At 36.6% G+C, this 24,211-nt stretch carries 24 protein-coding genes; 10 read left to right on the top strand and 14 right to left on the bottom strand.

Annotated elements, in window-relative coordinates; all coding sequences use genetic code 11:
* Positions 1-351: 351 nt before the first annotated feature.
* The 10 genes from H5154_RS10290 (at position 352) to H5154_RS10245 (ending at position 10,645) form a co-directional block, all read left to right on the top strand.
* Complete coding sequence (locus H5154_RS10290) at positions 352-1,320, top strand: flagellin (protein ID WP_182718208.1); 969 nt, start codon at positions 352-354, stop codon at positions 1,318-1,320.
* Positions 1,321-1,485: 165 nt separating this feature from the next.
* Positions 1,486-2,448, top strand: coding sequence for a flagellin (locus tag H5154_RS10285; protein WP_149981562.1), 963 nt, complete (start codon positions 1,486-1,488; stop codon positions 2,446-2,448).
* A 77-nt stretch (positions 2,449-2,525) separates the two neighbouring features.
* Entirely contained in the window at positions 2,526-2,960 is a 435-nt protein-coding gene (locus tag H5154_RS10280) for a flagellar protein FlaG (RefSeq protein ID WP_149981560.1), read from the top strand.
* Positions 2,961-2,991: 31 nt separating this feature from the next.
* The gene (gene fliD, locus H5154_RS10275; protein ID WP_182718207.1) at positions 2,992-4,401 is read left to right on the top strand and encodes a flagellar filament capping protein FliD; all 1,410 of its coding nucleotides are present in this window, start codon (positions 2,992-2,994) and stop codon (positions 4,399-4,401) included.
* Positions 4,402-4,429: 28 nt separating this feature from the next.
* Positions 4,430-4,858: a flagellar export chaperone FliS gene (gene fliS, locus H5154_RS10270; protein ID WP_149981556.1), complete on the top strand. Its 429-nt coding sequence runs from the start codon at positions 4,430-4,432 to the stop codon at positions 4,856-4,858.
* A complete protein-coding gene (locus tag H5154_RS10265; RefSeq protein ID WP_182718206.1) occupies positions 4,848-5,147 on the top strand; it encodes a hypothetical protein in 300 nt (99 codons plus the stop codon). The genes fliS and H5154_RS10265 overlap by 11 nt, the downstream gene beginning before the upstream one ends.
* Before the next feature lie 9 nt (positions 5,148-5,156).
* Complete coding sequence (locus tag H5154_RS10260) at positions 5,157-7,238, top strand: 6-hydroxymethylpterin diphosphokinase MptE-like protein (RefSeq protein ID WP_182718205.1); 2,082 nt, start codon at positions 5,157-5,159, stop codon at positions 7,236-7,238.
* Position 7,239: 1 nt separating this feature from the next.
* Positions 7,240-8,547: a DUF4910 domain-containing protein gene (locus H5154_RS10255; RefSeq protein ID WP_182718204.1), complete on the top strand. Its 1,308-nt coding sequence runs from the start codon at positions 7,240-7,242 to the stop codon at positions 8,545-8,547.
* A gap of 1 nt (position 8,548) precedes the next feature.
* Positions 8,549-9,193: a class I SAM-dependent methyltransferase gene (locus H5154_RS10250; RefSeq protein ID WP_182718203.1), complete on the top strand. Its 645-nt coding sequence runs from the start codon at positions 8,549-8,551 to the stop codon at positions 9,191-9,193.
* 72 nt (positions 9,194-9,265) lie between these two features.
* Complete coding sequence (locus H5154_RS10245) at positions 9,266-10,645, top strand: NAD(P)-binding protein (protein WP_182718202.1); 1,380 nt, start codon at positions 9,266-9,268, stop codon at positions 10,643-10,645.
* On the opposite strand, the gene H5154_RS10240 is transcribed toward H5154_RS10245, so the two are convergent.
* Genes H5154_RS10240 through H5154_RS10175 form a run of 14 tightly spaced genes read right to left on the bottom strand, consistent with a single transcriptional unit; the run spans position 10,627 to position 24,209 of the window.
* Positions 10,627-11,457, bottom strand: coding sequence for an AAC(3) family N-acetyltransferase (locus H5154_RS10240; protein ID WP_182718201.1), 831 nt, complete (start codon positions 11,455-11,457; stop codon positions 10,627-10,629). The genes H5154_RS10245 and H5154_RS10240 overlap by 19 nt on opposite strands.
* Positions 11,454-12,188, bottom strand: coding sequence for a hypothetical protein (locus H5154_RS10235; RefSeq protein ID WP_058559738.1), 735 nt, complete (start codon positions 12,186-12,188; stop codon positions 11,454-11,456). The genes H5154_RS10240 and H5154_RS10235 overlap by 4 nt, the downstream gene beginning before the upstream one ends.
* Complete coding sequence (locus H5154_RS10230; RefSeq protein WP_182718199.1) at positions 12,181-12,438, bottom strand: hypothetical protein; 258 nt, start codon at positions 12,436-12,438, stop codon at positions 12,181-12,183. Before H5154_RS10230 ends, H5154_RS10235 begins: the two co-directional genes overlap by 8 nt.
* The gene (locus H5154_RS10225; RefSeq protein ID WP_182718198.1) at positions 12,438-13,895 is read right to left on the bottom strand and encodes an AMP-binding protein; all 1,458 of its coding nucleotides are present in this window, start codon (positions 13,893-13,895) and stop codon (positions 12,438-12,440) included. Before H5154_RS10225 ends, H5154_RS10230 begins: the two co-directional genes overlap by 1 nt.
* A 30-nt stretch (positions 13,896-13,925) precedes the next feature.
* Positions 13,926-14,645 carry a nucleotidyltransferase family protein gene (locus tag H5154_RS10220; protein ID WP_145239477.1) on the bottom strand — a complete coding sequence of 240 codons (720 nt, stop codon included), beginning with the start codon at positions 14,643-14,645 and terminating at the stop codon, positions 13,926-13,928.
* The gene (locus tag H5154_RS10215) at positions 14,642-16,090 is read right to left on the bottom strand and encodes a PfkB family carbohydrate kinase (protein ID WP_182718197.1); all 1,449 of its coding nucleotides are present in this window, start codon (positions 16,088-16,090) and stop codon (positions 14,642-14,644) included. The genes H5154_RS10220 and H5154_RS10215 overlap by 4 nt, the downstream gene beginning before the upstream one ends.
* Positions 16,087-17,142 carry an alcohol dehydrogenase catalytic domain-containing protein gene (locus H5154_RS10210; protein ID WP_182718196.1) on the bottom strand — a complete coding sequence of 352 codons (1,056 nt, stop codon included), beginning with the start codon at positions 17,140-17,142 and terminating at the stop codon, positions 16,087-16,089. Before H5154_RS10210 ends, H5154_RS10215 begins: the two co-directional genes overlap by 4 nt.
* Before the next feature lie 3 nt (positions 17,143-17,145).
* Positions 17,146-17,994, bottom strand: coding sequence for an FkbM family methyltransferase (locus tag H5154_RS10205; protein ID WP_145239468.1), 849 nt, complete (start codon positions 17,992-17,994; stop codon positions 17,146-17,148).
* Positions 17,994-19,772 carry a thiamine pyrophosphate-binding protein gene (locus tag H5154_RS10200; RefSeq protein WP_076923528.1) on the bottom strand — a complete coding sequence of 593 codons (1,779 nt, stop codon included), beginning with the start codon at positions 19,770-19,772 and terminating at the stop codon, positions 17,994-17,996. The genes H5154_RS10205 and H5154_RS10200 overlap by 1 nt, the downstream gene beginning before the upstream one ends.
* Positions 19,773-20,543, bottom strand: coding sequence for an SDR family oxidoreductase (locus H5154_RS10195; RefSeq protein WP_145239465.1), 771 nt, complete (start codon positions 20,541-20,543; stop codon positions 19,773-19,775). It abuts the gene before it with no gap.
* Positions 20,543-21,598, bottom strand: coding sequence for an alpha-ketoacid dehydrogenase subunit beta (locus H5154_RS10190; protein ID WP_076923526.1), 1,056 nt, complete (start codon positions 21,596-21,598; stop codon positions 20,543-20,545). Before H5154_RS10190 ends, H5154_RS10195 begins: the two co-directional genes overlap by 1 nt.
* Positions 21,588-22,544 carry a thiamine pyrophosphate-dependent dehydrogenase E1 component subunit alpha gene (locus H5154_RS10185; protein WP_169019240.1) on the bottom strand — a complete coding sequence of 319 codons (957 nt, stop codon included), beginning with the start codon at positions 22,542-22,544 and terminating at the stop codon, positions 21,588-21,590. The genes H5154_RS10190 and H5154_RS10185 overlap by 11 nt, the downstream gene beginning before the upstream one ends.
* Complete coding sequence (locus H5154_RS10180; protein ID WP_259398486.1) at positions 22,544-23,236, bottom strand: class I SAM-dependent methyltransferase; 693 nt, start codon at positions 23,234-23,236, stop codon at positions 22,544-22,546. The genes H5154_RS10185 and H5154_RS10180 overlap by 1 nt, the downstream gene beginning before the upstream one ends.
* Positions 23,214-24,209: a GDP-mannose 4,6-dehydratase gene (locus H5154_RS10175; protein WP_182718195.1), complete on the bottom strand. Its 996-nt coding sequence runs from the start codon at positions 24,207-24,209 to the stop codon at positions 23,214-23,216. The genes H5154_RS10180 and H5154_RS10175 overlap by 23 nt, the downstream gene beginning before the upstream one ends.
* Between the last annotated feature and the right edge of the window lie 2 nt (positions 24,210-24,211).

The raw sequence follows: 24,211 nt of genomic DNA, 5'->3' as shown, positions 1-24,211 counted from the left end.
ATTGATAAAGCGGAGGCGCTTAAAAATCCTGTATTGTTCTAACATTTGTAAGAACATAATTGTTAAAGCACAAACTATGCCAATAGTAAGTGTTAGGCATACCCACTCTCAAACTTATCTTCAAAGGGCCTTATAGGCCCTTTTCTCGTTTTTTATAATTCAATGCAACTCTATCTATAAAGTTGGCCTAAAGATTGCTGAATACTTATTACGATTTAAATTAATCTGCAAAGTGGCAGTTTATTGCCCCCAGTCAACTTAACTTGACTGTAGTAACAGGTCACTTTGTCAAAATTCCACTCATTAAATTAAAGAGTGGCTTTAATTTGACAGATAAGAAGAGAGTTTATTATGGCTTTATTTGTAAATACGAATGTCAGCGCGCTTAATGCGCAAAGACAGCTTGAAAGAACTGGCAACGACTTAGATACTTCCTTTAAACGTTTATCATCTGGTCTGCGTATTAACAGCGCGGCGGATGATGCTGCTGGTTTACAAATATCGGATCGTTTGCAATCGCAAATCTTGGGTTTAAACCAAGGCAACCGTAATGCGAATGACGGTATCTCGCTGGCACAAACAGCTGAAGGTGCGCTTGATGAAATTACTTCTACATTTCAACGTATCCGAACACTTGCTCAGCAATCAGCAAATGGCTCTAATACAGATGAAGATAGGCTCGCTATCCAAGAAGAGATTAGACAGTTATCTGATGAGGTTAACCGAATTGCCACGGACACTACATTCGGTGGTCAAAATTTATTGGATGGCTCTTATTCTGCAAGCTTTCAGGTTGGTGCTGATGCTGTACAGACTATTGGTTTTAGTATGCAGTCTGTTGGCGATACAGCTAATTCTCTTGCTGCTAATGGTGGTTTTACTATATCAGGTGTTGCCGGTGTTGCTTCAGCCGTGGGTGGTAAAGCACTTTCAACGCTCGCAGCTAATGTAAGCTCAGTTGATGGCGCAACGGCATCAACAACATTAGATTTTTCTTCTGTATTTACAGCTGCAGGTATTAGTGTGTCATCACAAGTAAATGCACAGGCTGTGTTTGCGGGTATGGATTCTCTAATAGCGGTGGTTGATAAAAAACGCGCTGAATTAGGTGCGGTACAAAACCGTTTTCAGTCGACAATACGAAATCAAGCTAATATTTCTGAAAATTTAGCCTCTGCTAAATCAAGAATTAAAGATGCTGATTTTGCAATGGAGACAGCTAACTTAACTAAAAACCAAATTTTACAACAAGCGAGCCAAACAATATTAGGCCAAGCAAATCAAAGGCCTCAGGCTGCATTAAGCTTGTTACAGGGTTAGAATAGTATAACGTTGTTAAAAATTTATAAATAAAGCTAAAGTTTCCGTTTTATCTGACGATAACTGACTTAGAGAACTAAAAATCTAGGACTCTCAGTCTGGAGTAATAACAGGGTAGGGGTATCCCGTTGTTATTCTATTTAAAATGATAAAGCGGAGGCTATTATGGCTTTATATGTAAATACTAATGTGAGTTCATTGAACGCACAACGCCAGTTGATGAAATCTGGTAACCAGCTCGATACATCCTTTCAACGTCTATCATCAGGTTTTCGCATTAATAGTGCAAAAGATGATGCTGCAGGCATGCAAATATCTAACCGTTTAACTAGTCAAATAAATGGTTTGAATCAAGGTAACCGAAATGCTAATGATGGGATCTCACTTGCGCAGACTGCTGAAGGCGCACTTGATGAGACTACGTCAATGTTCCAGCGTATTCGTACTCTTGCTCAACAAGCTTCAAACGGTTCAAATACAGATGAAGATCGTTTAGCAGTACAAGAAGAAATTCGTTCATTATCAGAAGAAGTGAATCGTGTTGCTGCAGATACAACATTTGGTGGTCAAAATCTCCTAGATGGTTCATTCTCAGCTAACTTCCAAGTTGGTGCTGATGCTGTACAGAATATTAGCTTTAGTATGGCTTCTGTTGGTGGCACTGCAAACTCGGTTGCGGGTAATAATGGCTTTACTATGTCAGGTATTGCAGGTGTAGCAAGTGCTGTGACAGGTGCAAGCTTAAGTGCTACTGCGGGAACAATTAGTTCACAGGTTGGTGCTTCAGCTGATAATACCGACTTTGCAACTGTATTTACAGCAAGTGGTATTAGTGTATCTTCTCAAGCTAACGCACAAGCGGTAATGGCTGGTATGGATGCAATGATTGCAGTAGTTGATAAAAAGCGTGCCGAACTCGGTGCTGTGCAAAATCGTTTTCAATCAACTATTCGTAACCAATCTAACATTTCAGAAAACTTGAGTGCTGCTAAGTCACGTATTAAAGATACTGATTTCGCTGCCGAAACAGCTAATTTGACTAAATCTCAAATATTACAACAAGCAAGCCAATCTATTTTGAGTCAAGCAAACCAGCGTCCACAAGTAGCATTATCGTTACTAGGCTAGACGGTTAATTAGGTCATTATTGAGATATTGTCTCGATAATGACTTATACTTTGTTTGTATTTTGAAGGAGAGCTATTATGGCTGACTTAGGTGGAATAATTAAATCGAGTGAAAACTTCACCGCTAATTCATCTTTTACAAATAAAAATGAGTTAAACGAAGCAAGTAAAAAAGCAACTGTTGAAAAAGCTGGTACAAAAATTGCTGGTAGAGAGCCCGCACTTGTTGATAATAGTCAGCAACTTGATTCTGAAAGTGAAAGAAAAGCACTGATCGACGAAGTGAAAGAAAACTTAGAGAAATTAAATAAATATATTCCTGTGACGGCAACAAATTTAAAATTTGAATTTGATGAGCAGGGTGATCCACCAATAATTAAAGTGTTTGATAAAACAAGCGAAGAAGTTATTCGTGAAATTCCAACTGAAGAGTTTAGAGAAGTTGCTAAAGCTTTAGATGAATTTGCCGATAAACTAACTAACAAAGGTTTGTTACTAAATCAAACTGTATAATATTTTTTGGAACAGATAGTAGGAGAGAAGTATGCCACTTATAACATCCGCAGGTATTGGATCTGGGCTGGATCTCGAAAGTATCATTAAAGCATCTGTTGATGCCGAAAATGTTCCAAAAATGAATGCCTTTGCAAAAAAGGACAAGTCGTTAGAAGTTGAATTATCTTCAATCGGAGAGATCAAGTCTGCGTTATCCAAGCTACAAGACACAATAAAAAAGCTAGCAGATCCTGATAATTTTAATAAACGCATAGCCAATATTAGCCAACCTACTAGTGACGACGGCGATTTAATTGCTGTTACACCGACAAAAGATATTACGCCTGGTAATTTTAAAATTGAAGTTTTAGCACTTGCTCAAGGCAGTCGCGCGACATCAAATGCTGGTTTGTTTACGGCAACGGATGATGTGGTTACTGCTTCTGGAGGCACCTTGTCATTTGCTGCTGGAGACAAAAGCTTTGATCTAACTCTCGATGCAGGTGCGACATTAGCTGATTTGCGTGACGCAATTAATGACTCGGATGATAATTTTGGTGTAACAGCAAATATAATAAATACTGGTACAGAGTCAAAGTTGGTTCTTACTTCAAGTGTAAGTGGCGCTAATAATGACTTGGTAATCACCAATGATAATGCTGAGCTTGATAATGTATCCACTGATGCTAATGGTGGAGCTCCTAATAGCGGTGGTATTGGTATAGCAGATGAAAATAAAGCAAAAAGCGCAGTAATTAAAGTTGATGGTATTGAGATTACCAATGACACCAATACGTTTAAAGATGCTGTACAAGATATGACGATCACCGCTAAACGACAAAGCGTTGATGGAGAGACGGCAAAGTTGGCTGTTAGCTATGACCGTGAGAGCGTTACAACATTAATTGATGAATTTATTGCTAATTATAACAATGCTATAGGGCAGTTAGGTCTGCAATCGAGAGTCGGAAAACCTTTAAATAGCGATGCAACCATTCGTACTTTGAGCTCACAAATGGTCAATATGCTTTCTACAAATTTAACGGATGCAGGGCCTTTCACAAGTATTTTTGATATTGGCTTGGGTGTTGATAAGAAAGGTTATCTAGAAAAATCAACTTTAGTCCGCAGTTTAAATACAGCAATGGATGAAAATTTTGATGATATCGGAAAGGCTTTTGCTGGTGAAAATGGTGTTGCTAAACAGTTCGAATCTTTTTTAGATAATTACGTAAGTTCAAAAGGCATTTTAAAGCAAAGAGAAGATAATTTAAATACACAGGTCACTGATTTAGAAGATGATGTACTAAAGCATGAATTTAGAATGACCGAATTAGAAAGTAGGCTTAGAAAGCAATATGCGGGTTTAGATGTGTTACTGGCGCAAATGCAATCAACACAACAGTACTTAGGAGCGCAGCTTGCGAGCTTACCTGGATTTACAAGAAACAAATCATAAATTAATTTTGATTTAAAAGGGTTTTAATATGTATAACGCCAAAGTAAAAAATTATCAGAAAGAAGCACTCAAGACCCGTGTTGCCGGTGCTGATCGCTATGAAATAATTCAAATGTTAATGGCGGGTGCGATTGAAAAAATGGTGATGTCTAAAGTTGCTATTGAAAGAAAACATATGGAAGCGAAGGCCGAACATTTATCTAAAGCGACTGCTATTATTGAAGCCTTAAGGGGCTGTTTAGATTTTAAAGTTGGTGGTGAAGTGACTGATAATTTATATGCACTTTATTCTTATATGATAGATCGCTTAGTTGATGCAACAATAAAAAATGATCCTGCAATTGTTGAAGAAGTATCTAATTTATTAAAAGAAATAAAGTCTGCTTGGGATGCTATTCCTCATGACGTTCGAGAAAAAACACTTAGTGAAAATGGTATAGATGCTAATGTCGGCTAGTTTATTGTCTCAGTTAGCCCCCGATTTGTCTGTAATTAATCAATATTTAGCTGAAGGTGATATAGAGTCAGCTCAAAGCAAGTTACTATTAATTGATAGAACATTGAAAGCACTCTTTACCTCACCTGAGAACCTCAGCGAAAACGATGTGTTATTTTTATCGGATTTTTCAATCAAATTGAATACTACGGTATTAGAAATAAGCCTCAAAAAACAGCAGGCTGCAAAAGAACTTGGTATTCATATTAATACGCAAAAAAAAATAAATGTGTATAAAAATATCAAGTAGGTAACCGACATGATAAAGAATATAGATATTAATAACGAGCTTGAGCACATCTCAGAAAAACTTGAAAAAACTATAAAACATCAAGAAAGAGAGGCGATTTTTGCTACAGAAGCAAATGAGCGATTTGAAAAGAATTTTGAGTGTTTTTCTGAGTTTTTCCCTGATATAGCAATAGCAATAAAAAACTTTAAAACCAAAGATGACTTTTGCTTACATGTTACAGAGTCCGGGCATGGTAATTTTATACCAAGTGGTGGAAATACTTTACTTTATTCACAAGACCCCATTACTCAAACTGAAAAACAAATACAGGCACAAAGAGAAAGGCCCGTATTTAGTTTAACTGACTACACTGGTTATCCTGAAGATGATGACGATACCCGTATTCACTCTCGATATATGGTAAAGTTAACTCGCTTTATGAAAAAAGTCAGAGCCGAAAGTAAACCTGTAGTTCGTAACTTACCATCTTCATTTCCTTCCGCAGTTATTTTTGGTATCGGGCTAGGTTATCATGTTCCGCTTCTTTTGGAAGATACTCAATTTGACTATATATTTTTAGTTGAACCAGATTTTGAACAATTTTTTGCGAGTTTATTTTGCACTGATTGGTTTGAAATTATAAAAAAAATTGATTCCAATGGAGGGTGCTTGTTTTTTCATTTAGGTGTTGATCATAAATCATTTATAATTGACCTTGAAAAAATAGCCGAAGACATTGGTGCATTTTCCTTAGTGCGCAGTTTTTGCTATCAGCATACACCCGGTACAGAACTAAATATTTTGATTAAGCAGTGGAGTGAAGATTACTTCCGTTTTCAGTTTGGTCATGGGTTTTACAACGATGCAATAACTGGGCTTGCTCATAGTATCCATCATATTCGAAATAAAGCTGCGTTACTAACGAAGACGACCCAGGAAATAGACTTTGATACACCTATATTTATTGTTGGTAATGGTCCATCTCTGGATGAAGCTGAAGTATTTTTAAAAAATAACCATCAAAAAGGGATCGTAATCGCTGCGGGAACCGCCATAGCGTCATTATATAAGAAGGGTATCCCAGTTGACTTTCATGTGTTAGTTGAACGTCCATATTCGAACTATAAAATTTTTGGTGATATTTTCCCTGCTGATGAATACAAAAAAGTGAACTTGCTGGGCCTTAATACTTTATATCCTGATACGAATAAACGTTATAAATGGGCAGGAATAGCGGGAAAAGGTAATGAGGCGGGAACATGTTTAATGGACGTTATATCTCAAGTTCATTTGTCCCAAATTTTACCATTGATCCCTTACTGTAATCCTGTTGTTGCAAATGCAGCCCTTTCGTTTTTACTTCATATGGGATTTAGAAATATCTATCTTTTTGGTATTGATAACGGTAAACAGCCATCAGGCTCACATCACAGTAAAGATAGTATTTACAAAGTAAATAATGATGATGATTCAGAGGGGTACGGTAGTTTAGAGTTCAATGGTCGATTGATTGAAGGTAATTTGGGTGGCCATGTTGTTTCAAATGATCTCTTTCTTGTGGCTCATGCGCAGTTAGAAAAGCTTCTAAGTCTTTACAAAGTGAATAACTGCATAAATGTAGGAAACGGTGCAAAACTTCAAGGTGCTATTCCTACTGCAGCAGATAATTTAATTGATATTGAAAAAGAGATTGATAAAGAGTTGGTTATCAGCAATATCAAGAATAATTATTTTACAGTATTACCTGTTGATGATGTAGAAGATAGATTGATTGCAGTGGATAGACTTCAGGATATTTGCGAGCATCTACTCTCAATTATTGATGAAGATATTACAAGTCGTAGTATTGCTGCTAAGCAATTACAGCGTCAAGCTAGGTATGTTTACTCTTTAAGAAATACTAGCTTAGGGCATATATTTCATATAATAAAAGGCGCGCTCTTATATTATCACTGCCCGATGATTACGCTTTTGTATCAATATGAAGACGAAGTATTTTGTTTAGAAAAATATAAACAGCTAAATAAGTTATGGAAATGTTATATCCAAGAGATAATGGCTGATTATAAAATCCACTATGATGAAAAATGTGACTTAGGAAAGGAATAAAGTGACAGATTACCAAGAATCAGAGGCTTTCTACAATGAGTTATTTGATGAACTTTTCCCTATTCTTCGTTCTATAACAGGTCCAGGCTTACGACAAAGTTATAGTATTCTCTCGCGGTATATGCCGCTTAATATTTCTTCTATTGCTTCTGGTGAAAAAATATTTGATTGGACTGTACCTAAGGAGTGGCATTGTGAAGATGCTTATTTATTAGGGCCTGATGGAGAGAAAATTGCTGATATGCAGCGATTGAATATTGAGGTCGTTAATTACTCAGAATCTGTAGAAAGAGAGCTTAGCCTTGAAGAGCTTCAAAAGCACTTATATAGCCTACCTGAGCAGCCAACGGCAATCCCTTATGTTACTAGCTACTATAAAAAGCGTTGGGGTTTTTGTATCGCTCATGAAATACGTGAACAACTTAAAGAGGGAACATACAAAGCTGTAATTAAGAGTCAGTTTGTAGATGGTTCGTTGGATATCGCCCAATCAGTTTTAAATGGTGAATCAAAACAAGAAGTATTACTAAGTTCATATCTATGTCATCCATCAATGGCGAATAATGAGCTGAGCGGCCCTTTAGTTCTTTTAGGCTTATTTAATCGTATTAAAAAATGGCCAAAACGTCGTTACTCCTACCGTTTTGCATTACACCCTGAAACAATAGGTAGTTTAGGATTGCTTCATTTAATGGGGGAGCATTTTACTGCAAACATGGTTTCTGGACTGGTTATTAATTGTATGGGTGGAGAACCTGAAAAATTAGTTTTTAAACATAGTCGGAATGATAATGGTATGCTAGATAAACTTTTATATCATCTAAATCAACATGATTATAACCATGAAAACATACAATTTAGTCCTTTAAGTGGTTCTGATGAAAGGCAATATAATTCTCCCGGCTTTCAATTGCCAGTGTGCTGTGTCAGCCGTAGTTTTCATTCTGGCTACCACCAGTATCATACTTCCCTTGATACTAAAGCGTTTATGGGAATAAAACCACTGCTTGATAGTATTGATAAATTAGAGAAAATATTTTTGGCGTTTGAACAAGCTGCGACTTTTGAGAATACACTACCTTTTGGTGAACCTAACTTAGGTAGTAAAGGGTTGTATCCAACGTTAAGTTTTTTTAGTAAAGAGCGTGTAAGCCAACTCGATGAGCTTAATCACATTAAGATGTTATTAAATTATAGTGATGGAGAGCACGACTCTATTGATATTGCGGATAAATATGGATGCAGTGTTTTAGATATGGCGTCTGCAATTGACAAGCTAGAGCAACAAACACTCTTGGTCATGAAGTGAAATGGGTAATTGGCAGAATATTTATCAGCAGGGCAGGCAATTAAATAAATACCCTTATGATGCAATCGTATCATTGGTGATGCGATTAAGGCACACTAATTCAAGTTTAAGCGCATTAGAGTTAGGCTGTGGTGCTGGAAATAATATCGTTTTTATGGCTGAAGAGGGAGTTGATGTTGCTGGTATTGATATATCTTCAGTTGCTTTAGATTTTGCTCAAGAGCGTCTAACAAGGTTACAACTTAAAGCTGATTTAGTTAATGGTCATTTTACTCAGTTACCTTGGCAAGATAATTCGTTCGACTTAGTGATAGACAGAAGCGCTTTAAACTGTGTTCCTCGCTCAGATATTTTAGTTGCCCTTAGTGAATCTTACCGAGTGTTAAAACCAGGCGGTTGTATATTTTCTATTATGTATGCTGATACTCATCCTGCATTTATAAACTCAGGATATCAGCATGATGGGTTTGCGCGACAATTTTCGCCGGATTATTTCTCTGACATTGATGGCCTATTTTTTGCTTCTAAAGCAGATGTTTGCGAACTATTCAGTAAATTTGCAATAACGCAGCAATCGTATGATGTTTCTTATGATCAGAACGATAAGATCACTTCTGCACAAAGAAGTATCGTTGCATATAAATAATCTATTGCTCAAATTACGTAATCATGAGTGGTTATTATATAGCTACTACTTAGTAGTTTCTGGAGAATTATTATGCGAGATTCAGCTATCGTTGTTGGTGGTGGGGTATGTGGTTTAATGGCGGCATTACTGCTCAAACAGTCTTTTAAAAAAGTTACAATAATTGAGCAAAGTGAGCGTGTTGGGGGATTATTTCGTTCTATAAAAGATGAGTTAGGTGCATATTATGATATGGGATCACATATACCGAACGCAACGGGCATAGAAGCGCTTGATACTCTGTTATTTGGCGAGCTAGAAAATCGTGATTACTATTGGCATGTAATAGAAAAGTTGCAATCTGGTAATTACTTTGCCGATGAATGGGATTTAAACTCTCCGTTTCCAGATAGTCACAAACTGCCAAGCGAAGAGTATTATCAAGGTTGTGCTGAGCTTATTCAAGCAACCTCTTCTAGTGGCAGTTCGCTTATACTCCCTTATTGCGAAGAAACATTAGGCAAGACGTTTACCCAGCATATTATTAAACCAATTCTGTATAAGCTCTATGGTAAACATACAGATTTAAATACATTAACGGTCGCAGCAGGACTATTTGGCTTTACTCGCATTCTTGCTTTTGAGCCCGATGTTGCAAATGCACTGAAAAATATTCCTACTTTTGATGCTAAAATTGGATATCAAACGCAAGCGCATTTTCATGAAAGACAAACCAAAGACAACTCAAAAACTCCAAATTACTTTTATCCATTAGAAAATAAAGGCATTGAGTCTTGGGTTGAGTATTTAGTAACTAAAGTTAAAAGCGCTGGAGTTGAGGTTGTACTTTCTTCATCAATAGAGAAGATAGAGACTAATGGACGGCAGATCACGGGAGTAAAGCTTACTAATAAAGCAGAAATCCTTGAGTGTCAGTTGTTATTTTGGAGTGCTCCTCCGTTTATTGCCTTAAAAGCATTAGGCTTACCTTTAGTTTATAACAAGCCAGAACTGAGAACTGCTATTGTATTTCATTTGAATTTTGACTTGCCTTTACTTGATCAAAAATCGCATTATCTATGGGTGTGGGATCATCAAACGGATATATTTAGGTTGACGTTATACCCTAACCTCAGCACTAAAAGTCAGCATGCGAACTTGTCGGCAGAAATATTATGCAGGCCAGAAGAGGTGGAGCAGTATGACGTGGATGAAATTGTGAATACATTAAAGAAAATGCAAGTTGTCGGCCAAGATGCTACATGTATCAGTCATATTAAACAGGTCATACATGGCACTTTTCCTGTGCCAACTTTAGAATTTGAAAAAAATAATCAAGCTAATTTTGATACATTAAAAAACAGTGTCGATAATATAATTATTTCAGGCAGATCAGGCGGTAAACAATGGCGACAAGCTGATGTACTTGTTGCCGCATATAACGATATAAACAATTATTTATCGACAGAATAAGAGACTTCTTTTCCATTATCAAAACGATATAGTTCAGATGGGTTACAGTTAAGCAATGCAAATTGGTTATCAGCAACAAAGTCTTTTACAAAATGATAAAGTGCTTTCATCTTTATTGTATAGATAAATGATCTTCCAAGTTGGGCTTGTTTCATAATCCCTGAGTTTAATAATGCAGCTTCTAACTTGGAATAGTCTTCCCTGTAGGCATTATTTATAGGAAAGCAAAAGTGGTAAAAAGTACCGTTAGCCTCTTCTCCATTTGTGAGCGTTGTCACACCGGTAAAAGGTTTATTAAACCGGTATTTTAATCCTAACATTGCTTCTATTTGAACAATCACCGTGGCGACTCTAAGGCCAATGCCTTGCAGTACAAGCACTGTATCTTGTTCTATTAACCTACTAAACGTTGAGTTTTCTGCAAAGGCATAATATTCAGGTTTTTTGGGTAAACAGATTTTTGCCACATCAGGCCCTAAACCGCAGATTGAGAACATAGGGTGCCCTGAGCGTACTACATTTGGTTGTTGTCGAAACCACTCAGGCCAATACCCTAAGACACATTCTTGTGAGCGCAAATCTTCTTTGCGACTGCGTGGGAATTGATAATTAAAGGCTGGCATAAATATATTACCGTTATCACCAATTGCAGTTTTAAAGCTGTTTAGAAACGCCTCAGGCACTTCTTTTACTGAGTGATTTTCTATAGCGCCAAGTGTAAATAATGAAGAGTGTATAAACACACTATCATTCATGTTGATACCAACTGAATGTAATGTTGCAATAATTTGTTCTTGGCTGATACTTCTCACAAAAAGTCCTCATTGCCGAAAGCTGCTTTCACTTCGTCGTAGATAGTGTCAATTCTTTTTGAAAAAGCGGGATCTTTCCACGGCTTGCCTGACAGAATCATCCATTCATATTTAGCAATAAACTTTTTTTTCTGTGATTCATCTAAGGTATCAATAAAGCCCCCCATTTTTTCTTTGAGGCGGTCTACAAGCTCCTTCAAACACCTAAAGATAAAAACTACTTCAGGGTCACGTAATAGTGGTTTCATAGAAACTGTAAGTTCACGTTTCAACTTTATGGCTTGCTCTCTAACCAGCGTACATTTATGGTTATTATCAGGATCACGGTAAAAAAGATCCATTAAAGCGGAATACTCAAAGTCAATAACAGTACCAAACGCATCTACTATAGGGAAATAGGGATATATTCTGCAAACTAAGGGTCTGTGTCCATGAGGTTCACATAAACCACCACACTGACAAGAGAGCAAGTAGATACTGAAGCTTTTACCGTTTGAAAGCGTAAATGTGCGCTTTTTTGCTGGTGTAGTAATGTTTTTAATACCACCAATTGATTTATAGTACTCATACTCATTTTCAAGAAGAGGTAAAGATACACCGCTTTTGTCTAGGATATTAAAATGCTCTCCGTAAAAATTTTTACAGCAGTAACCACCGCATGTTTTCCAACACTCAGGAGCATTTACATATTCCGTATTATATATTTCTTGCCAGTTCACTTTGTTAGGCATTAGTAGACTCACTAAGTAGCTTTATTAGGCCACTGTAAGATGTAAATTGCACAGGGTCTGCTTCTTCAAAATCAATATCAAGATTTAAGCTGTTTTCTATTTCCATCAACATACTAATAAAATCAAGTGAATCTAAAAGACCTGAACTTATTAAACTATCCTGTTTATTCAATGATACGAGTATTTGCTCACCATGCTTTTCTATTAATTTATTATTGATAGCTTGTTCAATCGAATTTGTTAAGCTCATTATTTCTCCGTCATGGTATGTAGGGCGCTCTTATCAATTTTACCATTACTATTTAGTGGCATGGAATCGATCCATATAATCTTTTTGGGCACCATATAAAGTGGCAGCTGTTGCTTTAAGTAATCAATCAGTGTTTGCTCACTTTCTTTATCGGCTGGATTACAAATAAATAAAGTCAAACTTTGAGGTTGTTGTATTGGCGTTGCTATAGCCTGTACCAAAGGGTTTGATAAAAAATTTTGTGCTAGTGTATTTACTTCGGATAGCTCAACGCGGTATCCCTGGATTTTAACTTGGTCATCTACACGGCTAATATAGTGAAATACTCCTTGAGCATCACGCTTTACGAGATCACCACTTCGATAATGGGTAATGTTATTTGTTTTAATTAAACATTGCTGAGTTTTAATATTGTCATTTAAATACCCAGAAAATACTTGAGGCCCCGAAATCAAAAGCTCACCTTGTGCATCTAAATCAAAGCTCATGTTTTTAAGTGCTTTACCCAGGGGAATATAGCTACTATCACTATCATCATTACAATCAAATACATATCTACTGCATGCTATTGTAGCCTCAGTTGGTCCGTATAAATTAATAACCTTGCTGTTTGGTGCTGCTTTTTGCCATTGCAGAGCGAGTGTTCTAGGTAAGGGCTCACCACAAAACTGACTCACACGAAGGCTAGGATAGGCATCATTTTTAAGCATTCCTAGTTTAGCCATAATTGATGCAGTAGAAGGGACACTAAACCACACTGTAAGCCCGTGTTGTTTAATGAATTTACCTGGCGCAAATATAGCGGTTTCAGGCACTACATAAAGACAAGCACCTTGCAGCCAAGTAACAAATATATCATGCATGCTTAGATCAAACGTTGGATCAAATACTTGGCTTACCTTATCTGTATTACTGAGGGGTAAAGACTCACACATAGTATCAAGATAAGACTTAAGATTCGCAATGCTAATAGGCACACCTTTTGGTGAGCCTGTAGAACCTGAAGTAAATAAAACATAAGCGATATTGGATAGGCTGCGAGCTTGTAGTGATTTAGTTGATACAATGCTTTTATTGACTATATCGTCCAAACATACAAATACTCTATCTGGGAGTGCTTTTATTAATGCTTGGCTGATCGACAAATATTTTTTACTGTATAAAACATACTTTAAGTTGCCTTGCTTTATGATAGAAGCCAATCTAGCTATTGGCAGTTTTACCCCAAGTGGTATAAATGTTCGTGAATCTAAAGCGCAGGCAAGTACGGCGCTATAATAGTGAGTATCTCGGTAACTTAAAATTCCAACTTGCTCAGCTTCACTTATTTCGCTCGTGTTAATATTATTAGCGTAACTTGCAAGCTGTTTATAAGTAATGTATTGATTATCAACAAAAATTGCAGGAAGTTTTGCATGGCTTGCAATGCTGTTTTTAAGTTTTTCAGATAACTTCACTTTATATCCTAGTTTTTATTTATCTTAATATTAAGCAGGTTTGTTGATAGCCAGCAATTCAGTTTGAAGTTTATTATAAGCTTGTGGAGTGCCTATATCTATATATCTCAGATGGGTTTTATAGCTATAAAGACTGCCCAATAATAAAGGCACCATGTCGTGGCTAATTTCATAGAAGCTTTCCTGTTTAAAGTGTGAAAAGTATTTTTCATACACTCCTGCGGAGAATAAAAACAATGCCCCGCTTGCTAGGTTACTTGGTGGATTGGATACTTTTTCATGAAACCTTTGGATTGAAGCGTCTGAATCAAGTTCAACAATACCACATGAGGAGGGAGAAGCAGATTCAAAAAGTAAAAGCGTAGCATCACACTTTTTGGGCCTTTTTGAATGGGCTTCTACAAAATTAGTAAGGGTATCTTCGCAATAGTTATCAGCATGAATGACCATTGTGGGACTACAATGCCAAAACTCTTTATTACTAATCAAAGTGCCGCCTGTACCGAGTAACTTTTTCTCTCTAACGATTGTTATTTTATTACGGTATTCGGACTTTGACACAAACTCTTCTACTTGTTCAGCGAAATAGTGCACATTAATGAGTATGTCGCTGACACCAAGTTTATCGAGCTTTTCTAGCCAATAAGCCAATAAAGGCTTGCCTTTAATAGGCACTAAACATTTTGGAATTGTATTAGTCAAAGGTTTTAACCGAGTGCCTAACCCTGCTGCAAGCAATATTGCTTTCATATATTTTTGAATGACTCCAGTACTCGTTGCTGTAGCGTGTTGAAGGACAGTGGCTGATTTCCGAGAGTATCTACTTGGCAAGCGGCTGCAATACTTGCAATATAAAAAGCTTGCCAAGGTGTCGCACCTGAGCACAATGCCAGGCTACTGGCAGCTAAGAAGCAATCACCAGCTCCCGCAGGATCAACCGCATTACGGTTAATCGCAGGAAGCATATCATTTTCCCATTGGCCGTTTTGATCTGGTAGATGGATAAAAATACCTTCTCCTGCGAGGGTAATAACTAAAGACGTTGGATTTGCTTTTTCGCAAAGTTTTTGGGCCAATATAGGTAGACCATCATCAATATTATTCAATGCTACGCGTACTTCTTTTTCTGTTGGTGTTATTAGCATCATATCTTTATAACGGGCAATGTCACCAACTTGAGAAGATGTTTGGCTGTCTGCGACAACACGTACATTGTTTTCTTTGCATAAAGCAATGACTTTATCGACCAGAGTTTGAGGTAATAATCCATAATTAAAATCAGAAAATACCAGTAAATCGAAGTTGTTAATACTACTTTCAAGTTGCATGTATAAATCTGTTTGAATTTCTTTAGAAATTTTATGCTGTCGAACTTGATTGACCCTTAGAAGTGTTTTATTGCCAGCTCTATATCGTGATTTTAATGGTGTTGGGCGACTGCCATCATCGAAAAGTATAGTATCAATATTGTATGCGTTAATATGATTTTTTACGTAATCAGCTTTATCATCTTTGCCAAGTACCGAGAAAAGCGTAACTTGATTAGCTCCTAGCCCTTTTATATGACCTGCTGTAATTGCTGCTCCGCCTAAAAATGTATCCGTTCTATCTGGTGTCATCACTATGGTAGGATCCTCCTGAGATAAGCCTACCGCAGTACCTTGGATATATTCATCGACGATTATTTCGCCAATTACAGCAACACGGTTTTCACTAAATTGAGAAAATACCGTGTTGATTGATTGATAATTAAACTGATGCCTTGTTGCATAACTTTGGCATTTTTTATAATCAAAGTTATGACCATGGCTTATTGTTCTTGTAATATATTGTTCGGAATTAGATTCGAACTCACCAGAGCCAAAAATAAGCTTTCCTCCGTACATTTCAACAAGAGCATGCTCAGGATTGTGCCTACTTTCAAACTCTTTACCTTTCACGACAATATGAGGCTTGAGGCTCTTTACGGTTTCTGCTGGAGTTAAATCTGATAAAAATGCTTCATTCACACATTCGAGGGATTGAACCATCTCTAGGCGATGTTGTTCGTTTACCCGACTCTTTAACCCCATAGATTTGTCGCTGTTAACAGCAACAATTAGTTTATCACCACACTCTTTTGCAAAACGAAGTAAGCGAATGTGGCCAGGGTGTAAAATGTCAAAATTTCCTTGAACAAGGACTTGCTTATTCATACTTCAATATTCTCAAAAGTAATGATGGCTCTAGTAATTTCTCTTCGTTCGAGCGCCGATATTGCTTCATTGATTTGATTCAAAGAATAGCGATGGCTTATCAAAGAATTAATAGATATTTCAAGTTTTTGAATAATATCTGCAATCGATTTTAAATCTTTGTCTGGATTACAATTACCTCCCCAAGTTCCAAAAATTTGCTTTCCACAAATTAGTTGATGAGGATCTAACTTTATAAAATCGCCAGTTTTTGGATGTGAGGCAAAATAGCATTTACCGCTGTTATGTATATTATTAAAAGCGAATTCTATGGTTTCACATAGTCCAGCACTCTCAATAGCATAATCAAAGCCGTTAGGGTGTTGCTCTTTGAGTAAAGCTAGGCTTGCTTCTTCATATAAATAAGCTTCATCGGCGCCTAGTTGTAGTGCTAAGTCACATTTAGATTGTTCAATATCTACAACTATGATTTTTTTTGGTCTGAAATGTTTAAGCATTAATAGTGCACTTATGCCTATACCACCTAGTCCGATTAATATCACATTACTATTAGAGTGTGGTTGTATCTGGTTAAGAACCATACCGGCTCCTGTGGGGAGGGCGCAACCGAGTAAAACAGCTAACTCATTTGAAATACCTTCAGGGCAAATGGTTACTCTATTCTCAGATATAACAGAGTACTCTGAAAAAGTCGTAACTGGACCTGCATTGATAATTTGACCCTCTTTGCTAATTATATGTGTCCCACCGGAATCGATTCCACTGCCTTTTAGCCAACCAAGAACGACACGATTTCCTTGTTTAACCTTGGTAACACTATTGCCAACTGCTATTACTTCACCTACACCTTCATGACCCATTAAGTGGGGCAAATACTTGTCTTCTCCTCTAAGGCCTTTACTCTCCATCAGCTGGCTTCTACACAAGCCAGCCATATGCATTTTCACCAGAACTTGATTATCTTTCAAATACGGTATTTTTAAATCGAGTAGTTGAAGGGGCTGCTCTATATCTATTAATACACCTGCTTTAAAATAAGTTGGAATATTCATATTTTACCAAGGCATCTTATTTTTACTAGAAAGGAAAACACTACCTTCTCTATGACTTAGGGGTAATTCGGCAAGAGAGTTCACTTTTTTCCAATCATTTTTTTGAAGAAAAATATTTAAGCCGACTTGTAAACTGTAGTCGAAAATAGTTTTTGCATTTTTTTCGCCATTAATTTCCATCATAAAATCAATTTTTAAAGCGTCCTCCGAAGAAATTGAAGTTAATACATCTGCTTCTTGACCTTCAATATCAATTTTAATTAAGTCAAATTCTTTAGCTATATTACCTATGTTATTAACTTTAACTTCAAATTTATCTAGCTCTCCATAGGGATTACTTTTTGCGCCGCTCAAATGACTTCCAGTTAAGTTTCCACATACTCGTGTAAATTCAGCTTTGCCATCAAAACTTGCCGCGGCTTCATTTATTGGCTTAATCTTTTTACAATTATTTAATTCTAGGTTTTGTTTTAAAACGCGGAATGTTTCAGGGTCCGCTTCAAAACATGTAACTTGATAATCTAATAAGCTCAGCACTATTGAATGCAGACCGATATTAGCGCCAAGATCTAACACATTCTTATAGTTATTTTTATTTTTCAAGTAAAAGCTTAAAATGATTAGCTCATCAATACCAAACAAATGAGTCGTATTAATATTGCCCATATCGTAATACGGAAGAGAAAATGTAATATTATCCGTTAATAAAAATGTTGGTGTTGATGTCGTGTTATAAGCGCTGGCAATTACTTTTGATAGTTTTTTGTTAAGAAGCTGGTAATCACTGCTTGATTGTACGTGTGATTGTGTATTCCTAGCTAGCATAACCAGCTCTTGGTGTAAGTTTATCATTATAGATTTTCCTTCAAACTGGGTATAAGCATAGCTTTTTTTTGTTTTATGTAAGCAAGTTCAGGGCTCATATTCTCTAATGGATTGCCATACTTGATAATCGGTTCATATCTAAAGTTTGGGTTAATTACTAATTCGATAAGCTTTGGCCCTTCTTGATCCATGCGAAGGTGTAAACGTTCTACTAATAATTTTAATTGCTCATTATTTTCAACTTTTTCAGAGTCGATCCCATAAGCTTTAGCAACTTCAGAAAAATTTATGTGAGGCAAGCCATTATTACAATCAGCAGAAAAATAATTTGAGTCTAGCCAATCATCTTGGGTTTGTTTTATCATACAATGACCACTATTGTTAAATACAATAATAATGACTGGAAGTTTCAAGTGATTTAACGTTGAAAGTTCTTGGATATTCATTTGCAAACCACCATCGCCAACTATACAAAATACTTCTTTTTCTTTTGCTAGGGCAACACCAATCGATGCAGGTAAAGCATAGCCCATGGGGGTATTATTATATGAAGAAATATACTGCTGGCCTTTTTTCTCTTTACCGTAGACAAGAGTTAAAGGTAAGCAAGTACCTGTATCCACACATATATTTTGGTCATCACAGAAAGCACCACTAAACAACTCAACAGCTAAATATGGGTTTACACCACCGTAATTATATTCAGGTATGTAGTTAAACTCTTGTGTGACATCCGTAATATAATTTAGCCACACATCGTTATTTTTAAATATTTCAATTAAATCTTCACAATGCAGTGAAAAAGCATCTAAAAAAACTTGTACAGATACAGGAAATTGATAGTTGATTACTTTGCCTAATTGGGCAAATTTCTCTATTTCGTTATGGTCAATATCCACCATTGCGATTTTAGCTTCACGTGCAAAGGTATCTAATTTTGCTGTGGCTTTTGAATCTAGTCTGCACCCAATAGAAATGATAAAATCGCAATTTTGTAAAACGATATTATTCCCACGTAAAGAATGAGTTCCAAAATTCCCTAGATTTAGCTCGTCATCATGATTTGCAATCCCTTTGAGCGGCCAAGTCGATAGAAAGGGGATTTTTAGTTTTGTTGCAAGTGAAATTAACCGTTCTGCTGAGTTATGGCACCCAGCACCAAGAATAAATAAAGGTTTTTTCGCTTGTTTTAATGACACTATGAAGTTATTAAATATGTTTTCTTGAATTACTTTATGGTTTACAGTTGATTGATTAAAAGCTTCAAATGGTATTTTTTTTATATCTAATATCTCTCGCTGAAAGTCATCAGGAATATCTATTAACACAGGCCCTGGCCGGCCACTTAATGCTGCTTTTATAGCTTCAGGTAATACAGTGATAATGTCATTAGGTCTTTTTAATTGTATTGCGTACTTTGTTATTGGCTTTGCCATAGAAACAATATCGGTTTCTTGGAAACCATATTGGCGAACCCCTAATTTATGCGATTGCCTAAATGAAGCTACATTTCCAGTTATATGTAAAGTAGCTACAGAGTCAAAGTAGGAGCTTGCGATACCTGTTAATAAATTTGTAGCGCCTGGGCCTGATGTGGCTATAGTCACGCCTAGTACATGGTGTGTTTTTGCATAACTATCAGCAGCCATCGCACATGATTGCTCATGTTGCATTGCAATAGCTGAAAGCGAAGGGTGTTTTTCAATTGAGTCAATTAAATGTAAAGCAGCACCGCCTTGCAGAACAAATACATGCTTGATATCTAATTGAGCAAGGTAAGATGCAATATAATCCGTTAGTTTCATTTATGTATGCTCTTTATTGAGTCTACGCAATTTGTAGATATTTGGGTTTTCAAGAGACTCCAAAAAATCCTCATGAAAAATTTCTTTGGATGCAATGCTATAGTTTCGTCCACTAAACTTACTATTTGCATTATCAAGAAGAAAAATTAAGGAGTCGATGACCAGTTGCATAGACACAAAGTCATTTTCCTCATATCTTCTGGCTGTTTCCTTATATGCTTCCGGCACTATTTCTTTTGCGTGGAGTGTTTGTTGGTGAATAGGTGTATCTACCCAGCCAGGACCAACATTTAGAAAGATTAAATCGGGATATTCAGCAGCTAAAACTTCAGTCATTTTTATTAATGCTACTTTCGCATTTATATAAGAGTTGAACTTCGTCGGGGCGCTATTGACGCCTCCGCCAGCAAAAGTCAGGATTTTGCAGTTTGATTTCATTTTTAGAACTGCTGAACTTAACACTTGCACTATAGATAAGTAATTAATTCTATATGCATTTTCCCAATCGTCATAAGAGCAATCTGATAGAGAACCGATTGGCTCGAGTGTGCCATGAACAAAAATTATACTATCATATATTGAAAAGTTCGTTTTATGGCACCAATCGTCAACGTTTTTTTGTGAGCTAAAATCAACTTTTGTTAGTTCAGCAAAATCTAAGTTTGATTTTCGCCCTCGATAAGTACCGTGAATAATCGTATTTTGGCTTAAGCGCTCAGCAAGTGCTTGCCCAATACCACTATTTATTCCTGTAATTAATACTCGATTCATTAAAACGGGCCTTTAAACCAGTTACCAGGAACATCGTGAGGAAATTCTACATCTTCGGTCATAAATATTTCCCTATCAAGGAGTTCAGATACAGCTTTAGTAATCTCAGTTCTGGTTTTGTAGTATTTTTTTGTTAATCCAAAGCTCGTAGGTTCAGGGTAAGAGGGGAGTGCTATTCGTTTTATTGGTTTTTTTAAGGAAGTAAAGCATGCTTCATATATTTTTGCTGAAATTTCACTAGAGACAGAAAATGAGTTATGTCCTATATCAGTGCATATGCAGGTTTGAGTCTTATTGACAGAGTTATAAATAGTTTGCCAATCAATATTTGTCGGTTCAGATACCTCAATTACCTCGCAGTTAACACCTTGTTTTTTTAGGAAGTTGTGGCAGTGTATGGCTTCTAGGAGCATATAGCTATTAGCGATGATAGTGACATCTTCACCTTCTTTGATGACTCTCGTTGTTTGCATGTTTGAGTTGTAATCGACGCACGTTTCTTTGTCGATGTTTTGGTTATGCAGCCATCGATGTTCAAGGAAAATAGTTGGATTATTATCCATTATACTTTGATAAAGTAGCTGTCCTACATTATCAGTTAAGCTTGGAGTAACAACTTTAAGTCCAGGGATATGTGCAAACCATGATTGCAAGCTTTGTTGATGAGTGGGTCCTTGACCCCAACCCCTACCTATGATTAAACGTATTGTTAAAGGTACAGTCATTTGCCCATTAAACATGTAGTGCCACTTAGCGGCATTATTTACAAGTTGGTCCATGGCAAGCAAGAAAAAATCGACTCGTTGATGGGTCATTAATACACGTGTGCCAGTAATAGCTGCGCCAATCCCTACACCCGTCATTGCATTTTCAGATGTTGGCATATCAAAGACACGGTCTGAGCCAAACTTTGATTGTAAGCCTGTAGTTGTACCAAAAATAGCTTTTGGATCATTAATACCTAATCCCATACAAATCATGCTATCGTCTTCAGCCATGGCACAGTGCTGTGCTTGGTTTATTTCTTCAGCGAATGTTGTTGTTTTATTTTGCATAAAGAAACTCTTCGTTTAACTGTGGATTTGGAAAAGGGCTATTTTCAGCAAAAAGAAAAGCATCTTCTATTTCATTTTTTATTTTGATAATCATTTCGTTATGAGTTTTCTCGAAATGTTGATCTGCTGATAGTTCCGCGAATAATAATTTTAACGGATCTTTTTCAAGCCATGTTTTGACTTCACCTGCGGCTCTGTAGTTTAAGTCATCATCAAAATTAGGACCGCAATGCTCTCTGTGACGATATGTATCAAGCTCTAAGAGTGCTGGGGCATTATTCTTTCTAATATATTCAATAGCACTCTCAACGGCATGGGTTAGTGGTATTAAAAGATTTCCATCAGCGTGAAAGCTTTCAACTCCAATTGATTGCGATAAATCCGTAATGCTTCTATTAACCGGCTGGCGAACTTCTAATGGGCTATACACTGAATAGCGGTTATTCTCACATATGAATAATATAGGAAGAGATTTAACTGCTGCAAAATTTAACGACTCGTAAAAAGCGCCTTCTTCCGTTGCACCGTCACCAAAATAACTTACGGTCAAAAAATTGCTATTTTGTAGTTTTTGACTTAGCGCACTGCCAACCGCTAGTGGTATACTATTACCCACAATTGCAGTGCTAGCTATAAAACCGCAATCCAAGTCTGTTAAGTGCATAGAGCCACCTCTGCCACCTGTGCAGCCTGTCGCCTTGCCATATAATTCAGCTATCATTTTCTTTAATGATCCGCCTTTGGCTAGATAGTGGGCATGTGCTCTATGTGAACTGAAAGCCTTATCATCTTTAGATAAAAAATTAGAAACAACAACAGGTACTAGCTCTTGACCTATTGACAGATGTGTTGGGCATCTCATTTCTTGCTCAGGGTAGCGTAAGGCTATCATTTCTTCTATTTTTCGAATTCTTAATGATTCAAAATATGCATCAAGTTTTTTCATTAGGGTATAAACCAATAAAAATCGCCAGTGTAGCCTGTATCTTTGAAAAACTCTTTCCACTGATCAACATGCATCATTGTTTTGGCTGTTAGATTCCAGGCTTCCATGCGTTCTTTTTCTTGTTCATTTCTATATGCATCAACAGTAATAAATGCTTTAGCTTTAGAAACTCGCTCTATTTCTTGCAGTGCTTTTGCACAATTATTAAGATCTAAATTATGAATAGTGTTAATTGATATTACAGTATCAAAACTATTGTCTTCGAAAGGTAATTTAGTAGCGCAACCTTGTTGTAATAAGTGCTTTACTTCCTGTTTGGCATTGTCTAATGCGTAATGGGATATATCTATTCCACTTAATGTCATTGTTGGTAGCTGTTGTAAAATATCATAAAGCATAAATCCTTTTGCACAGCCTACGTCTAATAAACTGCTATTTTCTTGCAGGCCAAAGTGCGTAATAAAGTCAGGCACGACTGGCTGCCAAAATCTTGAATGATAGTTAAAACCACCATAGCCGTGCTCTCTATCACCATCAAAGAATTCCTCGTCAAATTGGCGCGCTATAGCTCTAACTGCTTCACTTTTGGCTTCTAATCTATCAGAAAGATCACGCTTAGACTTAGGGTAATTTTTTAGTAAATCTATTTCTTGTCCTATCATGATTACCTCAAGGTTTGTGAATATAGTCATGTTCTTGCTTGGCGAGTACATCTAAATTTTGCTTCATCCAATAAATTGTTCGTTCTAAGCCGTTTTCTAATGAAATAGAATCTTGCCAATTTAGCTCGGAGCGAATTTTTTTTGTGTCTAATAAATATGCTGCATCTTTTCCTAATCGATCTTCAGTCGATTGGCACACTTGTTCAAATGGGAGCTTAAGCATATTGCAGATTGTTTCAACGAGTACTCGAATAGAGATCATTTTATCTGTTGAAATATGGTAAATATCACCATTTTTACCCTTTTCGCCAATAAGTTGTGTCGCTGAAGATACATCGTCAATATGTATAAATGATCGTGTTGAATGCCCTCCGCCATGCAGCTGTAATTTTTTGCCTAGTAGGGCATATAAAATAGTACGAGGGATTATGCGATAAAGCTGTTGGCCTTCACCATAAACATTGGCAGCTCGTGTAAATACCACTGGAAAGTCATAAACATCTGCAAATGTATGTAGACTCATATCTGCAGCAGCACGGGAGACTGCATATGGTGTACTGGGTTGATAATTAGTATGCTCTGGTACTAATCCGTTACAACTACCATAAACTTCGGGAGTTGATATATGGATGTATTTTTCAAGGAAATCTAATTGTCGGAGAGAATTGTGTAACTTGATCGTTGAAACAGTGTTAGTCATAAACCAATGTTCTGGATATTGCCAGCTTTGACCAACCATACTCTGGGCTGCAAAGTTATATATTTTTTTAATTTTTTTTTGTTTAACAATATCAATAATTTTTTGCAGATGATGATTTATATCCAGTTGACTAAATTGCAATTTATCTGCATTTTTTTGCCAACTATATGGGAGTAATGCTGAATTAGGTTCTGGTGAGCGACTAACAGCAATAATTTGCTGCTCATTTTTTAGCATATGCGCACAAAATGATGCCCCTGAAAATGAATTGCTTCCTAAAACTAAAATTGATGAGTCATTCATAG

It is taken from the genome of Pseudoalteromonas sp. SR44-5, from assembly GCF_014163675.1.
GTDB classification, from domain to species: Bacteria; Pseudomonadota; Gammaproteobacteria; order Enterobacterales; family Alteromonadaceae; genus Pseudoalteromonas; species Pseudoalteromonas rhizosphaerae.
The sequence above is the reverse complement of the archived record's forward strand: the minus strand, read 5'-3'. Positions and strand labels throughout refer to the sequence as shown.

Coding starts and splice junctions, on each gene's coding strand:
- fliD (WP_182718207.1), top strand. CDS start 2,992: ATGCCACTTATAACATCCGCAGGTATTGGATCTGGGCTGGATCTCGAA.
- H5154_RS10180 (WP_259398486.1), bottom strand. CDS start 23,236: ATGACTATATTCACAAACCTTGAGGTAATCATGATAGGACAAGAAATA.
- H5154_RS10205 (WP_145239468.1), bottom strand. CDS start 17,994: ATGATAAACTTACACCAAGAGCTGGTTATGCTAGCTAGGAATACACAA.
- H5154_RS10250 (WP_182718203.1), top strand. CDS start 8,549: ATGGGTAATTGGCAGAATATTTATCAGCAGGGCAGGCAATTAAATAAA.
- H5154_RS10215 (WP_182718197.1), bottom strand. CDS start 16,090: ATGAATAAGCAAGTCCTTGTTCAAGGAAATTTTGACATTTTACACCCT.
- H5154_RS10230 (WP_182718199.1), bottom strand. CDS start 12,438: ATGAGCTTAACAAATTCGATTGAACAAGCTATCAATAATAAATTAATA.
- H5154_RS10265 (WP_182718206.1), top strand. CDS start 4,848: ATGTCGGCTAGTTTATTGTCTCAGTTAGCCCCCGATTTGTCTGTAATT.
- H5154_RS10245 (WP_182718202.1), top strand. CDS start 9,266: ATGCGAGATTCAGCTATCGTTGTTGGTGGTGGGGTATGTGGTTTAATG.
- H5154_RS10220 (WP_145239477.1), bottom strand. CDS start 14,645: ATGAAAGCAATATTGCTTGCAGCAGGGTTAGGCACTCGGTTAAAACCT.
- H5154_RS10195 (WP_145239465.1), bottom strand. CDS start 20,543: ATGAATCGAGTATTAATTACAGGAATAAATAGTGGTATTGGGCAAGCA.
- H5154_RS10200 (WP_076923528.1), bottom strand. CDS start 19,772: ATGAAACTAACGGATTATATTGCATCTTACCTTGCTCAATTAGATATC.
- H5154_RS10185 (WP_169019240.1), bottom strand. CDS start 22,544: ATGAAAAAACTTGATGCATATTTTGAATCATTAAGAATTCGAAAAATA.
- H5154_RS10280 (WP_149981560.1), top strand. CDS start 2,526: ATGGCTGACTTAGGTGGAATAATTAAATCGAGTGAAAACTTCACCGCT.
- H5154_RS10285 (WP_149981562.1), top strand. CDS start 1,486: ATGGCTTTATATGTAAATACTAATGTGAGTTCATTGAACGCACAACGC.
- H5154_RS10210 (WP_182718196.1), bottom strand. CDS start 17,142: ATGAATATTCCAACTTATTTTAAAGCAGGTGTATTAATAGATATAGAG.
- H5154_RS10190 (WP_076923526.1), bottom strand. CDS start 21,598: ATGCAAAATAAAACAACAACATTCGCTGAAGAAATAAACCAAGCACAG.
- H5154_RS10260 (WP_182718205.1), top strand. CDS start 5,157: ATGATAAAGAATATAGATATTAATAACGAGCTTGAGCACATCTCAGAA.
- fliS (WP_149981556.1), top strand. CDS start 4,430: ATGTATAACGCCAAAGTAAAAAATTATCAGAAAGAAGCACTCAAGACC.
- H5154_RS10175 (WP_182718195.1), bottom strand. CDS start 24,209: ATGAATGACTCATCAATTTTAGTTTTAGGAAGCAATTCATTTTCAGGG.
- H5154_RS10290 (WP_182718208.1), top strand. CDS start 352: ATGGCTTTATTTGTAAATACGAATGTCAGCGCGCTTAATGCGCAAAGA.
- H5154_RS10235 (WP_058559738.1), bottom strand. CDS start 12,188: ATGCCTAACAAAGTGAACTGGCAAGAAATATATAATACGGAATATGTA.